The organism is Lysobacter sp. HA18 (assembly GCF_054057595.1).
In genome coordinates this window covers 2,142,736-2,157,321 of sequence record NZ_JBSRZL010000001.1, presented here as the reverse complement: position 1 = coordinate 2,157,321, position 14,586 = coordinate 2,142,736, and the positions used below count along the sequence as shown (strand labels likewise).

10 protein-coding genes are annotated in these 14,586 nt (G+C 67.1%); 5 read left to right on the top strand and 5 right to left on the bottom strand.

Annotated elements, in window-relative coordinates:
• Window positions 1–133: 133 nt before the first annotated feature.
• The gene (locus tag ACVWWW_RS10685; RefSeq protein ID WP_456998749.1) at window positions 134–2,338 is read right to left on the bottom strand and encodes a M3 family metallopeptidase; all 2,205 of its coding nucleotides are present in this window, start codon (window positions 2,336–2,338) and stop codon (window positions 134–136) included.
• A 181-nt stretch (window positions 2,339–2,519) separates the two neighbouring features.
• On the opposite strand from ACVWWW_RS10685, the gene ACVWWW_RS10680 reads away from it, so the two are divergent.
• A complete protein-coding gene (locus ACVWWW_RS10680) occupies window positions 2,520–2,942 on the top strand; it encodes a CBS domain-containing protein (RefSeq protein WP_027083562.1) in 423 nt (140 codons plus the stop codon).
• 144 nt (window positions 2,943–3,086) lie between these two features.
• The gene (locus ACVWWW_RS10675; RefSeq protein WP_036142134.1) at window positions 3,087–5,123 is read left to right on the top strand and encodes an amidohydrolase family protein; all 2,037 of its coding nucleotides are present in this window, start codon (window positions 3,087–3,089) and stop codon (window positions 5,121–5,123) included.
• Between the two features lie 47 nt (window positions 5,124–5,170).
• Here the strand turns inward: ACVWWW_RS10675 and ACVWWW_RS10670 are convergent, their stop codons facing one another.
• Window positions 5,171–6,292 (bottom strand): acyltransferase family protein, encoded by a 1,122-nt coding sequence (locus ACVWWW_RS10670; RefSeq protein WP_456998692.1) that lies wholly within the window; start codon window positions 6,290–6,292, stop codon window positions 5,171–5,173.
• Between the two features lie 225 nt (window positions 6,293–6,517).
• Between ACVWWW_RS10670 and ACVWWW_RS10665 the strand changes: the two genes are divergently transcribed.
• The 3 genes from ACVWWW_RS10665 (at window position 6,518) to ACVWWW_RS10655 (ending at window position 11,668) form a co-directional block, all read left to right on the top strand.
• Entirely contained in the window at window positions 6,518–7,414 is an 897-nt protein-coding gene (locus tag ACVWWW_RS10665; protein ID WP_027083564.1) for a LytTR family DNA-binding domain-containing protein, read from the top strand.
• 150 nt (window positions 7,415–7,564) lie between these two features.
• Window positions 7,565–9,589, top strand: a complete 2,025-nt coding sequence (locus ACVWWW_RS10660; RefSeq protein WP_027083565.1) for a diguanylate cyclase domain-containing protein — start codon at window positions 7,565–7,567, stop codon at window positions 9,587–9,589.
• A gap of 90 nt (window positions 9,590–9,679) precedes the next feature.
• Window positions 9,680–11,668 carry a diguanylate cyclase domain-containing protein gene (locus ACVWWW_RS10655; protein WP_027083566.1) on the top strand — a complete coding sequence of 663 codons (1,989 nt, stop codon included), beginning with the start codon at window positions 9,680–9,682 and terminating at the stop codon, window positions 11,666–11,668.
• On the opposite strand, the gene ACVWWW_RS10650 is transcribed toward ACVWWW_RS10655, so the two are convergent.
• From ACVWWW_RS10650 to ACVWWW_RS10640, 3 genes are all read right to left on the bottom strand, one after another.
• A complete protein-coding gene (locus tag ACVWWW_RS10650) occupies window positions 11,669–12,463 on the bottom strand; it encodes a ferredoxin--NADP reductase (protein WP_027083567.1) in 795 nt (264 codons plus the stop codon).
• A 30-nt stretch (window positions 12,464–12,493) separates the two neighbouring features.
• Entirely contained in the window at window positions 12,494–13,588 is a 1,095-nt protein-coding gene (locus ACVWWW_RS10645; protein WP_196804386.1) for a phosphatase domain-containing protein, read from the bottom strand.
• Between the two features lie 162 nt (window positions 13,589–13,750).
• Window positions 13,751–14,527 (bottom strand): murein L,D-transpeptidase catalytic domain family protein, encoded by a 777-nt coding sequence (locus ACVWWW_RS10640; protein ID WP_081672184.1) that lies wholly within the window; start codon window positions 14,525–14,527, stop codon window positions 13,751–13,753.
• Window positions 14,528–14,586: the final 59 nt, after the last annotated feature.

Sequence of the window (14,586 nt, the reverse complement as noted above, 5' to 3'; positions counted from 1 at the left end):
ATCTTTCGCGTTTACGGTGCGTTTCCCGAAGCGCGAATTCGCGTATGTTGGCCGCGCCCAAAGATCTACCAACCACGCAAAAAAAAACCGCCCGGATTTCGCCGGGCGGTTTCATTACTCATCTTGCCGACGATTACTTCTTCGTCGGCGCCGCGCTCGCAGGCGTCGAAGCCGACGGCGCCTTGCTGTCATCGGTCGAGCTGTCGAGGCCACGACGCTTCAGCAGCGGCTCGATCCACGGGTCGCGACCCGTGTAGTTGCGGAACAGCACCATCGCGTCTTCCGAACCGCCGTGCGAGAGCAGGGTGTCGCGGAAATGCTGGCCGTTCTTGCGGCTCAGGCCACCGTTCTGCTTGAACCATTCCACGCTGTCGGCGTCGAGCACTTCCGACCAGATGTACGCGTAGTAGCCGGCTGCGTAGCCGCCCATGATGTGGCTGAAGTACGGCGTGCGGTAGCGCGGCGGCACGGCGTAGAAGTCGACGCCGTCGTCGTGCAGGGCCTTGGCTTCGAAATCCATTACGCCGGACGCGGCGGGGATCTTGTCGGCCGGCAGCTGGTGCCAGTTCTGGTCGAGCATCGCAGCGCCGAGGTATTCGGTCGTGGTGAAGCCCTGGTTGAACTTGCTGCTGGCGAGCACCTTGTCGAGCAGCGCCTTCGGCATCGGCGCGCCGGTCTGGTAGTGCTTGGCGTAGTTCGACAGGATCTCCGGCCAGTCGGCCCACATCTCGTTGACCTGCGACGGGTATTCCACGAAGTCGCGCGGCACGCTGGTGCCCGAGAAGTACGGGTACTTCACGTCCGAGAACATGCCGTGCAGCGCATGGCCGAACTCGTGGAACATCGTGGTCACTTCATCCCACGTCAGCAGCGTCGGCTGGCCGGCCGTCGGCTTCGGGATGTTCAGGTGGTTCGCGACGACGGGCAGGTAACCCGTCAGCGCCGACTGGTCGACGTACGAGTTCATCCACGCGCCGCCGTTCTTCGACGGACGCGCGTACATGTCGGAGATGAAGATCGCGAGCTGCTTGCCGTCCTTGTCGAACACGTCGAACACGCGCACGTCGGGCTCGTAGACGGGCAGATCCTTGCGCTCCTTGAACGTCAGGCCATAGAGCTGGTTGGCCGCGTAGAAGACGCCGTTCTGCTGGACGTTGTTGAGCTCGAGGTAGGGCTTGAGCTGCGACTCGTCGAAGTTGTACTTCGCCTGGCGCACCTTCTCGGCGTAGTACGCCCAGTCCCACGGCTCGAGCTTGAACGTCGGCTGGCCCTTGGACTTCTGCTCGCGATCGATCATTGCCTGCAGGTCGGCGGCTTCGCGCTTGGCGTTGGCCACGGCCGGAGGTGCGAGCTTGGACAGCATCGCGTTGACGGCTTCGGGCGTCTTCGCGGTCTGGTCTTCCAGCGCGTAGGCGGCGTAGGTCGGGTAGCCGAGCAGCGCGGCCTTCTCGGCGCGCAGCTTGGCGACCTGCGACACGATGCCGGTGTTGTCGAACTTGCCACCGCGGCTGCCGCGCGCGATCGACGCCTTGTAGATCTTCTCGCGCAGCGCGCGGTTGTCGAGGAAGGTCAGCGGCGGCTGGATCGTGGTGTTCACCAGCTCGATGACGTACTTGCCCGGCATCTTGTGATCGGTCGCGGCCTTGGACGCGGCGCCGATCTGCTCGTCGGACAGGCCTGCGAGGTCGGCCTTGTTGTCGACGATGATCGCCATGTCGTTACGCTCGGCCAGCACGTTCTGGCTGAACTGCGTGCCGAGCTTCGCCATCTGGCCGTTGATCGACTTCAGGTGCGCCTTCTGCGCGTCGTTGAGCTTGGCGCCCGAACGCACGAAGTCCTGGTAGTACTTCTCGACCAGGCGCTTGCTCTCCGCGTCGAGGCCCAGCGAATCGCGCTGGTTGTACAGCGTCTCGATGCGCGCGAAGAGCTTCGGGTTGAGGTTGATCGCGTCCGAATGCGCGGCGAACTTCGGCGAGTAGGTGCTGTCGAGCTTGTCGCGCGCCGGGTTGGTGTCCGCGCCGACAAGGTTGTAGAAGACGGTGGTGGCGCGGCGCAGGGTCTGGCCGCTCTTTTCCATCGCGACGATGGTGTTGTCGAAGGTCGGCGCGGCCTTGTTGTTGGCGATCGCGTCGACTTCCTTCAGCTGCTCGGCCATGCCGCGATCGAAGGCCGGCGCGAAGTCCGTATCCTTGATCTTGTCGAACTGCGGGTAGTGCAGCGGCAGGGTGCTTACGGAGAAGAAGGGATTCACGGCGGACTTCTGCGTCGACTTGGACGTGGCGGGCTTGGCGGTCGCAGCATGCGAAACGGCCGGGACGGTCGTCGCCGCGAGGGCCATTGCCAGCGCGAGGGCGAGAGGATGCTTCATGGGGGAGCCTCGACGGGTGAATGCCCCAGCGTACCCGACCGCCGCTTCACGGGCGTATGACGAAAGGCATATCGCCTGAACCCGTCGGTTTCACGCACACCCGACCCGCGTTCCCGCAGCGTTCCCGCTTTCCACGAACCGAGGAGGATCCATGGACATCCGCAGCGTCATGACGCCCGATCCCGCCACCTGCCAGGCCGAAGCGCCGGTGCGCGACGTCGCCCGCCTGATGCTCGAGAACGACATCGGCCTGGTGCCGGTGATCGACGCCTCGGGCCGCGCCGTCGGCACGGTGACCGATCGCGACATCGCGCTCCGCGTCGTCGCCGAAGGCCGCGACCCGCAGCAGTGCACCGCGCAGGACTGCATGACCAGCCCGGTCACCAGCGTCACCATCGACAGCAGCCTGACCGACGCGATGGAGCTGATGGAGTCGCGCCAGATCCGCCGCCTGCTGGTGGTCGATGGCGATGGCCGCCTTTGCGGCGTGATCGCGCAGGCCGACATCGCGCTCAGCGGCCGCGATCGCAAGACCGCCGAACTGCTTCGCGGGGTTTCCGAACCCAAGCACTGATCGACGCCCGCATCGCTTCGAGACATGCCGCCTCCGGGCGGCATGTTTTTTTGCGGCGCGTCATGACCATCGGTGGGCGTATGCGAGCGACGGTCGCGCTAGGCTCGGCGGGCGCCACTGCCGGCGCGACGCGAGGTTCCTCCGATGAAGCCGCTGGCCCGAAGCCTTCTGATCGCGATGTGCATGCTGCCCGCCGTCCCCGCATGGAGCGCCACGACACAGCGCTGGGTGGTGCTCGTCGACAACGGAAAGAAGGCCGGCGAGCAGGTGGTGACCACCGGCGACGACGGCGTCGTGCGTACGTCGTTCGTGTTCAAGGACAACGGCCGCGGGCCGGAGATGCAGGAGGAATACCAGCTCGCGCCCGACGGCACGTTCAGCCGATTCCACGTGACCGGCACCTCGACCTTCGGCGCGAAGCTCGACGAGACCTACAGCCGTACCGGCGATCGCGCGCAGTGGAAGACGACCGCCGACCACGGCGATCGCAGCGTTACGGGCACCGCCGAATACGCGCCGCTGGCAGGTACGCCGCAGTCCGCCGCCGCAACCGTCGCAGCGCTCGCCAAGCGCGCGGACGGCAAGTTGCCGCTGGTGCCGGGCGGCACGCTGACGATGCGCGAGCTCGCGCGCGAACAGGTGTCGAGCGGGAAAGAGACGAAGACCGTTCGCCTGCTCGCGCTCACCGGCCAGGGCCTGACGCCCAACTTCGGCTGGTTCACCGACGACGCGACGCCACAGATGTTCGGCTTCATCGCACCGGGCTTCATGCAGATGGTGCCGGTGGGTTGGGAAAGCGTGGGCAAGCAACTCGAGGAACGCCAGAAGAAGGCCGAAGGCGAACTGCTGGTCGCGATGCAGAAGCAACTCGCGCAACCGCTGCCGGGCAGCACGCTGATCCGCAACGTGCGCGTGTTCGACAGCGTGCACGCCAAGCTCGGCGCCGCGAGCGACGTGCTGATCAGCGACGGCAAGATCGTCTCGGTGAAGCCGACCGGGAAGGCCGCGAAGGCCGATCGCACCATCGACGGCGGCGGACGCGTGATGATTCCCGGCCTGTGGGACATGCATGCGCACGTCGGCCGTTGGGACGGCGGGCTGAACATCGCGTCGGGCGTCACCAGCGTGCGCGACATGGGCAACGACAACGACACGCTGCAGCAGATCATCGCCGAGGAAAAAGCCGGCACGCTGCTGATGCCGCATATCACGCCGGCCGGTTTCATCGAAGGCGAAAGCCCGATGTCCGCGCGCAACGGCTTCGTGATCAAGAACCTCGACGAAGCGAAGAAGGCGGTCGACTGGTACCACGCGCACGACTACCCGCAGATCAAGATCTACAACTCGTTTCCGAAGGCGATCCTGAAGGACACCGTCGCGTATGCGCACAGCAAGGGCATGCGGGTGAGCGGCCACGTGCCGGCGTTCCTGCGCGCGCAGGACGTCATCGACGACGGCTTCGACGAGATCCAGCACATCAACCAGTTGATGCTGAACTTCCTTGTCGACGACAAGACCGATACGCGCACGCTGGAGCGTTTCTACCTGCCGGCGCGCAAGGTCGCCGACCTCGACTTCGACAGCAAGCCGGTGCAGGACTTCATCCACGAGATGGCGGCGAAGAAGATCGCGAGCGATCCGACGCTGGCGACGTTCGAGTTCGTGCACCAGCGCGACGGCACGATGTCGCCGATCGTCGCGTCCGTCGCCGATCACCTGCCGCCGGATGTCACGCGCGGTCGCATGGCCGCGGAGATGGATATCCCGGATGACGCGACGTACCAGCAGTTCGACAAGTCGTACAAGAAGATGGTCGAGTTCGTGGGCCGCATGTACAAGGCGGGCGTGCCGATCCTCGCCGGCACCGACGAGATGCCAGGCTTCACGCTGCAGCGCGAACTCGAGCTCTACGTGGAGGCCGGGTTGACGCCCGCGCAGGTGCTGCAGGTGGCGACACTCAATGGGGCGACCGTCGCGCGCGCGACCGATCGTGGCGTGATCGCACCGGGCAAGGTGTCCGACCTCGTGCTGCTCGACGGCTACCCGCTCAACAACATTTCCGACGTCCGCAAGGTCGCGCTGGTGATCAAGGGTGCGACGGCGTATTCGCCGGCCGACATCGACCAGGCGCTGGGCATCGCGCCGTTCACCACGCCGGTGCGCGTCGCGACGTCGAAGTAAACGACGGGCGCCCGGTCGATGCCGGGCGCCCGTTTCCTTCGTGGGACTCAGGCGACGTCATTCGCCGGTTCGATCGAGCGCAGCGCCCGCGACGTCTCGACGGCACGCGGCCGCAGCTTCATCCCGAACAGCGGTCGCAGCAGCGGCACGCGCCGGACGATCGCGAAGCCCATCCAGCATCCGCCGACGGTGCCGACCAGCACGGCCGGTGCCTCGATCCACGCCGATAGGTGCAGTGGCACCAGCCAGTACGCGATCAGCACGATGAAGCTCTGGTGCAGCACGTACCAAGGGAAGACCGCTTCGTTCGCCCAGCCAAGCCAGGGGAACGGGCGGTCCAGGAACGCCTTCGACCAGCCCAGTACCGCGGCGATCGCGAGCCAGATGTAGAGGCTGCGCAGCGCCCAGATCAGTGCCTGCGCGCCGGCCATGGTGTCGGGCAGCGTCTTGCCGAGCCACAGGTAGGGAACGAACAGCAGCAGGGCGCAGGTGAGCGAGCGGCGACGCAGGCGGGCGAGTTCGTCCCAGACGCCGTCGGCACGGGCCAGCCAGAAGCCGTAGAGGAACATCGTGAAGTAGAGGACGTCGCGGTAGCCGTCGTGCACCAGGTCGCCGGTGTCCTCGAAATGGCCCTGCAGCGCGATGGTCTCGATCGCGATCGGAATCGCCGGGATCAGCAGCAATGCCCAGCCTCGAAGTCCGGTGACCGCGTCACGCAGGCGCAGTCCGGCGCGCGAGTCCAGCAGCGGTCGCACCAGCACCAGCGCGACGGTGAACGCCCACAGGTAGGCGAGGTACCAGAGGTGGTTCCAGGTGATGCCGTTGGTGTCGCCGTCGAACGCGCCCTCCGGCCACGGTTTGAACTCGTAGTAGCGCAGCAGGAAGTCGACGAAGCCCGGCTTCACGAAGCCGGTCTGGATGCCCTGCACGTAGGGCTGCACCGGCACGATCACCAGCATGCCGAACACCAGCGGCAGCAGCAGACGCCAGGTGCGCTGGCCGAGGAAGGACAGACTGCCGTTGCGTCCCAGCAGGAAGGCCGACGACACGCCGGAGATCACGAAGATCAGCGACATGCGCCAGCGGTTGACCAGCAGCATGGGCAGCTGCAGCCACTCGCTGGTGTGGGTGCTCTTGATGTGCCAGCCCCAGTCGCCGACGTAGAGCATCCCCCAGTGGTAGAGGGATGAGCAGGGCGAAGGCGAGGGCGCGCAGGGCATCGATGTGGTGGCGTCGCGTCATGTCGGCGGTCCGGTTGGAGTGGGGCCGACCCTGGCGACATGACAGTGCTTGGCGAGGCGCTTGGGGACGCAACGGCGCCGCGCAGGGACGAGCGGTGGACCGTTGGGACGGACGCATCGCGCCCCGGCGGGCCGAACGGTGACAATGCGCGAATGAACGAAGCCGCCCGACCCGCCGCCGACTCCGACTGGGCCCGTTTCCAACCCTGGCGGCCGTGGCTGGAGTACGGCTTCTGGATCGGCCTGTTCGTGATCAATGCGGTCGCCAACAGCATCACGTCCAACCTCGACCTGCACCGGGCGCATGTCGACGTCCGCGACTGGGAGCCCGTGATCTGGGAGCTCAGCAGCAACTTCATGATCCTGCTGCTGGTCCCGACCATCGTCGCCTTCACCCGCTGGCGGCCGATGGAGTTCGCCAGCTGGCGTCGCCGGCTCGGCGAGTATTTCGTCGCAAGCCTCGTCTGGTCCGCGCTGCACATCGTCGGCATGGTCGCGCTGCGCAAGGTCGCCTACGCCGCGCTCGGTGGCCACTACGACTTCGGCAACTGGCTGGTCGAAAGCGGCTACGAGTACCTGAAGGACGTGCGCGGCTTCGCCACCATCGTGCTGACGATCGAGGCCTACCGGCTTTTCCTGCGCCGCCTGCAGGGCGAGGCCAGCCTGCTGGGCACGCCCGATGACGCGACCCCCGCGGAGACCGTCGCCCGTCCCGAACGCTTCCTGGTGCGCAAGCTCGGCAAGGAGTTCCTGGTGCCGGCCGCCGACATCGAATGGCTGCAGGCCTCCGGCAACTACGTGAACCTCCGCGTCCGCGGCCGCGACTACCCGCTGCGCAGCACGATGGCGCAGATCGAAGAGTGCCTCGACCCCGCGACCTTCCGCCGCGTGCACCGCAGCTACATGGTCAACCTCGACCGCATCGAACGCATCGAGCCGGTGGACTCCGGCGACGCGCGCATCGTGATGCAGGACGGCGCGTCGGTACCGTGCAGTCGTCGCTATCGCGCGGCGTTGCGTGGGGATGGGGTGGTGTCGGCGGCGGCGTGAGTTAGCCGCCTCCCATTGCAGCGGTACCAGCGAGCGCTACGTCGCGGGCTCGCTTACGGACCACACGCGGCAACGTCGATCGCCCTGTTCAGCCGGCTGCTGACGGCCGCGTCGCTCAAGCGCGTGGCTATCCCGGCCGATAGCGACGACATGCGATTCCCGGTCGTCCCTCTACTGCTGCTCGCCCTCGTCCCGTCCGTGGCGTTCGCCACGGGCCGGGTCGACGACATCCTGCGCGAGCAGCACCGCCACGGCTTCCGGTCGGCGGCTGCTGCGATCGAGCAACTGCAGGCCGCGGACGATCGCCCGACGCCGACGTCCGCGCAGGCGTCGCGCATGCGCTACTACGCGGCGGTGATGCATCTCGCGGTCACATCGCGTCGTCCGCGGATGGTCGCCGCGGCGCGCGAAGCGATGGCCGAACTGGAACGCATGAGCGCCGAGGGCTGCACGCGTTGCGCGGACGAACTGCGAATCGCGCGCGCCTCCGATGCATTGACGCGTCGCGACACCGACGGTGCCGAACGCTACCTGCGCGGCCTCGACGCACGCGTGCCGGACGAAAGCGACCTCGCGTATCGCCTGCACTACGCACGCGCACGGCTCTACAACCTGCGCGGCAATTACGTCGGGGGCGTCGCCGAAGCTTTGCGTGCGTCGGAGCTCGCGGAGCGCGCGGGCGACACCGCCGCCGCGTTGATGAGCCAGGCATTGATGGTGTCGATGAGCACCGCGCTCGCCGACTACCCGCGCGCGGAAGCGATCGGTCGCCATGCGTATGCGCAGGCGCGCGAGATCGGCTTCGGCTTCGCGATGGCGTCGCTGCGACTCAACATGGCGTACACGTATGGCCGCAGCGGTCGTACCGACGACCAGCTGCGCGCGCTCGAAGAAGCGATCGCGCTGTCGCACGACCAGGAAGGCATGGAGGAGTTCGAGGCGATCAGCCTGTCGAACCTCGCCGATCACTGGCTGATCGTGAAGGACTACGGCAAGGCGCTCGACGCCGCGCGCAAGGGCGATGCGCTCGCGCGACACACGGACGACCCGCGCAGCCTGTCGTATGCATTGACGAACGAAGGCGTCGCTATGGCGCATCTCGGCGACCCCGAGGGCGGCCTGCGTCGCGTGCACGAAGCGGTCGCGATCGCCGAGCGCACCGGAGCGCGTGGCGACGTCATCGGCATCAATGGAGAGCTGGTCGGCATCCTCAAGATGCAGGGCCGTTATCGCGAAGCTCTGGAAGCGATGGAGCAGGTGGCGTCGCTGCAGGCGGACCTCACGCGCCAGGAACGTGACAAGACACTGCTGGAAATGCAGGAGCGCTACGCCGCGCAGAGCCGACAGCGCGACATCGATCGCCTCGCCGCTGCGAACCAGATCAAGCAGGCGGAACTCGCCGCGCGCACGTGGCAGCAACGGCTCTGGGCGGCGCTCGCGCTGGTGCTGGCGCTCGCTGCGGTGCCTCTGGTGCGGCTGACCAAGCGCGTGCGCAACGACAACCAGCGCCTGTCGGGTGACGTCGCCATCCTGTCGGAGCAATCGCTGCACGATCCGCTCACCGGCGTCGCCAACCGTCGCCAGTGCCATGCGCTGATGACGCGCTACGCCGCCGCCGACGCGATGATGCCCGTCGGCCTGCTGCTGCTCGACGTCGACTTCTTCAAGAAGGTCAACGATGCGCTGGGCCATGCAGCCGGCGATCGTGTGCTCATCGAGATCGCCATGCGCCTGCGCACACTGGTACGCCAGGACGACGCCGTGGTGCGCTGGGGCGGCGAAGAGTTCGCACTGCTTCTGCCGGGCATCGGCGATGACGCGCTCGCCGCGCTCGCATCGCGCGTGTTGCAGGCGATCGCGTCGGCACCGTTCGACCTCGGCGGCCACCGCGTCGATGTCACCGTGTCGATCGGTGCGGTCGTGCATCCGATCGGGCCGCGCGGTGAATGGGAAGAGGCGATGCACGTCGCCGATCTCGCGCTCTATCTGTCGAAGTCGGGCGGACGCAATCGCGCGACGATGGTGCTCGACGTCGCCGCGGATGCCGACATGGCGTCGCTCGCCAGCGATCTCGCCTCCGCGCAGGCACGCGGCGATGTGCGCCTCGATTCCGTGACCGGCCCGGCGACATCGTCATCGAGCGTGACCGCCGTCGCGAGCGCGATGCCGGCGTAGTCACAACGCGCGACCCGATTGCTGACTCGCTCAGCAATCCCATCGCCGTGTTCATCAAGCGCTGGCCGTGCAGGGCCGATAAACGGGCGAATGACCCGGATCCGACTCGCACTCGCGCTTCTACTGGTGTCCGCCGTTGCACGCGCGGAGACCGTCGACGCGATTCTTCAGGACGTGCACGTCCACGGATTCGTGCGTCCGCAGAACGTGCTGCAACGCCTCTACACCGCGGACGACAAGCCGGGCGACAAGGCGCCGCTCGCGGCTCGCGCGACCTACCTGATCGCGGTCGAGGGCCTGGAACGACAACAGGACGCGTTCGATCGCGCGGACCCGCTACTGGCGCGCATCGACGCCATGGCCGCGAACGAACATTGCGTGCCCTGTGATCTCGCGGCGCGGCTTTCGCGCGCGCAACGTGCGATCGGGGTCGGGCATACGTCGGAAGCGCAGGCGATCATCGCGAGTGCGGAGCCGCTGTCGCTGCAGTCCGGCGATGTGATGCGGTTGGAATACCTGCTGACGCGTACGCGAGTAAGTGACCTGCGCACCGAGATGGCTTCAGGCATTGCGGATGCGGTGCAGGCACGGTCGCTGGCGGCGCGTCACGGTTGGCCGGCGGACGAGGTGCGCGCAATGAGCCCGATGATCGGCATGAATGCCGACCTTGGCGATTTCGCGCGTGCCGATGCATTGGGCCGAGAGGCGTACCTGCTCGCCGACCGCATCGGCTTCGTCTACATGGAGCCCTACCTGCGCGCGCAGCAGGCGTACACCTACAGCATGCGGGGCGAGGGCGAGGCGCAACACCAGGCGCTGCTCGATGTTCTGCGGCTCGCCGGCGACGACCCGTCGATGCGCGAGCTCGTCGCGATCAGCCTCGGGAATCTCTCCGACTACTACCTGCAATCCAACGAGCCGGCGAAGGCGCTGGTCGTCGCCGAACGTGCGCGTGCGATATCGGCGTCGGAGCACGACGACAACGGTGTCGCCGTCGCGGGCGCGAATCGCGGCATCGCGCTGGTGCGGCTCGGTCGTTTCGACGAAGGCATCCACGAACTGCGTGATGCGAAGACGCTCGCCGAACGCATCGGCGCACGCACCTACCTGATGCCCATCCTCGACGAGCTGGTGACCGCGTACGAAAAAGCCGGCCGCCTGATCGAAGCGGTGGCGACGATGCGCGAGCAGCTGCACCTCAGCCAGGAAATGGTGAAGCAGGAACGCGACAAGGCGGTGCTCGAGCTGCAGGAGAAATACGCATCGGAGCGTCGCGGTCGCGAGATCGAACGCCTGTCGATCGCCAATCGCGCGCAGGCCGCGGAGATGGACGCGCATCGCTGGCAGCAGCGGCTGTGGTCGACCGTCGCGGTGCTGGCGCTGCTCGCACTCGCTGCGTTGCTGACGTATCTCTCGCGCGCACGCAACGACAACCGCAAGCTGTCGGGCGACGTCGCGGTGCTGTCGGAGCAGTCGATGATCGATGCGCTCACCGGCGTCGCGAATCGCCGCTGGTGCGAGGCGGAAATGCGGCGTCGCGATGGTGCGCCTGTCGGCCTGATGTTGCTCGACGTCGACTTCTTCAAGCGCGTCAACGACACCTGGGGCCATGCCGCCGGCGATCGCGTGCTGGTCGAGATCGCGCGTCGCCTGCGCACCCTGGTGCGACAGAACGACGCCGTGGTGCGTTGGGGCGGCGAGGAGTTCGTGTTGGTATTGCCAGATGCCGCAGGCGAACGACTCGCACAACTCGCAGAACGCGTGATGCAGAACGTCGCCGGCGAGCCTATCGACATCGGTGGCCAGTCGGTGACGGTGACCGTCTCGATCGGCGCGGTGATGTCGCCGCTGCAAGAAGGCGTGGACTGGCAGCACGCGATGCACGTGGCCGACCTTGCGCTCTACATGTCGAAGGCGGGCGGCCGCAATTGCGCGACCTGCGTCGCCGAGGTCGCGCCCGATGCAGACGTGAGTCAGATTGCCGGCGATCTCGCCGGCGCGGCCGCACGTGGCGATGTCACCTTGCAGATGGTGGACGGCCCGTCACCTGCGCGACCGCAGGCCGTGCGCACCGTCTGATCACTTCTCGACGAATGCGCGCTCGAAGACGTATTGGCCGGGCGTGCCGATGCGCGGCGCGGCGGTGAAGCCGCGCGAATCCAGCAGCGAACGGAAATCGGCCAGCATCTGCGGGCTGCCGCAGATCATCGCCCGATCGTGTTCCGCGTCGAGCGGCTCGATGCCGAGCTGATCCATCATCGCGCCGCTGGCCATGAGGTCGGTGAGACGGCCGCGATGGTCGTTGCCGTTGAATTCGAACGGTTCGCGCGACACGGCGGGGTAGTAGAGCAACTTCCGCGCGATCTGCTCGCCGAGGAATTCATGGCGCGGCAGCTCGTTGACGATGTAGTCGCGATACGCGAGGTCCGCCGCCGAGCGCACGCCGTGGCAGAGGATCACGCGTTCGAAGCGCTCGTACGTCTCGGGGTCCTTGACGATCGACAGCCACGGCGCGAAGCCGGTGCCGGTGCCCAGCAGGTAGAGATTGCGTCCGGCATGCAGGTCGCTGATGAGCAGCGTGCCGGTGGGCTTGCGACCGATGAGCACACTGTCGCCCGGCTTGATGTGCTGAAGGCGCGAGGTCAGCGGGCCGTTCTGCACCTTGATGCTGAAGAACTCGAGCTGCTCTTCCCAGTTGGCGCTGGCGATGGAGTACGCGCGCATCAACGGACGCCCGTCCACCTCCAGCCCGATCATTACGAACTGGCCGTTGTCGAAACGGAAGCCGTCATCGCGCGTGGTGGTGAAGCTGAAGTAGGCGTCGGTCCAGTGGCGGACGTCGAGCACGGTTTCGGTGCCGAAAGGCGAGGACATCGGCGGGCAGGCTGCGGTGGGGCGCGAATTTTAGCCGACCGGCGCGCCCGGGCCGTCGTCGCCCTGCGTTCCCTCGATCGCGGCGGTGGCCGCCGCTTCGCCCAGCGTGGGGCGAGCGGCGTCGCGCGCGACCTCGCAGGCGATGGGATCGAGCGTTTCCGGGCGGATCAGCCCGATCGACGCCGCGTGCTCGGCGATTGCCCGGCTGTCGCGTGCGCGGATCATCGGGACGCGCGTGCCGGCGACGCGGCCGATGTGCGCATCGACGGCGATGTCGCGCGGCGATTCGAGGTCCGGGTCCACATCGCGAATGTAGATCGCGGCGATGCGGTCGCCGAATTCCTGCGCCGCCTCGGCGTACAGGCCGGCGTCGGCCTGGCCCGAATCGCCGAGCAGCACCCAGCGCAGCCGCGGAAAGCGCGCGACGAGTTCGCGCACGCGGTCGAGCTTGTGGCCGTGGCCGGCGGACTTCAGCAGCTTGGTCGGATCGAGCCCGAAATCGCGCAGGAACATCGGCCCAGAGGGCAACGCGTTGAGCCGCATGAATTCGTCGAGCAGGTCGTAGAGATTCCACGGCGAGCTCGAGACGTAGAACAGCGGCACGCGACCGCGGCCGTCGATGCCGGACTGCAGCGCCTGGTAGAGCAGCGCCGCGCCCTTCAGCGGCTTTCGCGTGCGCGCGTTGTGCAGGAAGGTGAGCTGCGCGGCGGTCGTCCAGTCGGTGATCGAACTGTCGAGCACGGTGTCGTCGATGTCGGAAATGACGCCGACCTGCACGTCGTCATGCACGTAGAGCACCGGCTGCGACGTGGGGATGCGGCCGTCGGCGAGGCTCGCGGTCGCTTCGGACCATAGGCCGACAGGCGCGTCCGGTGCGGGCACGGTCGCCGCGTAGTAGCCCTCGTCATCGGTCACCGCATCGACGCTGTAGGGCCCTGCGCGCAGCACCAATGGCACGCCCGGCACTTCGGAGGTGAGAAAGCGGCCGACCGAATGCTGCAGGTTGCGCCAGCGCGACTCGTTCTCGGTGGGGCCACCTTCCGGTGCGTCGGCTAAGACGCGGCCGCGCAGCTCGATGCCATTGGCGTCGCCCCAGCCGCGATACGCGGCGATATGAGCGGGCACGCGCGGCGCGATGCGGCGTCGCAGACCGTCAACGGCATCCTCCATTGCCGAAAGCGCGGCGAGGACGGGATTCGGGGCAGGGCGGTCGGGTGTCGTCATGACCGCAAAAGATAACGGCCGGACCCGTGAGGATCCGGCCGCCATGTTTTCAACCGACTGCGATCAGCGCGTGGCGACGATCGTGCGGGTCGGACGGTTCGGGCACGCCAGGTAGCGTGATTCGTGCAGCCACTTGCTGTCCGGGTAGTACGAGAACACGAACTGGCCGCCCTTGAGCGTGTCGATGATCTCGTGCGCGACCTGCGCGCGCACCGCAGGGCAACCCTGCGAGCGGCCGAGCCGGCCTACCTTCTGCACCATCGACGGATCCACGTACCACGCGCCGTGCATCACGATCGCGCGCGAGCGCGCGTTGTCGTTGAAGCCGCGGTCGAGCCCGTCCATGCGCAGCGAATAACCGTTGTGGCCTTCGTACGTTTCCGCGGTGCGGAACAGGCCGAGGCTGGTCTGGTGCGTGCCGTCGAGGTTGGAGAACGAACGCGCATAGTTCTCGCCACTGCCGGCACCGTGCGCCACGTACTCGTTGTAGAGAACGCGCGTGTTGTGCAGGTCGAACACCCAGAGGCGCTTCTGCGACGACGGCATCGAGTAGTCGATGACCGCGAGCTTCTCGCCGGAACCCGTGGCTTCGCCGGTGCTCATCGCGCATTCGCGCGCTTCGAGCGCCATCTCGATGACCTTCGGGTTCGCACCGGGCGCCAGCGATGCCAGGCGCGAGGCCAACGACATCGACGGCGCGGTCTGCACGGGCGCGGTCATCGGCGCGAGCGGCGCCGACGGCTGCAGTGCAGGCGTGGTGGTCGGGTTCGGTTCCGCCGGAGACAGGGCCGGCAGAAGGCAGCAGGCGATGGCCGAAGCCAAGGCGAGGGAGGTACGCATTCACAGACCCCTTCAACAGACGCTTCAGGGAGGTGCATTCCCGGTGAAGCTTTCCGCCT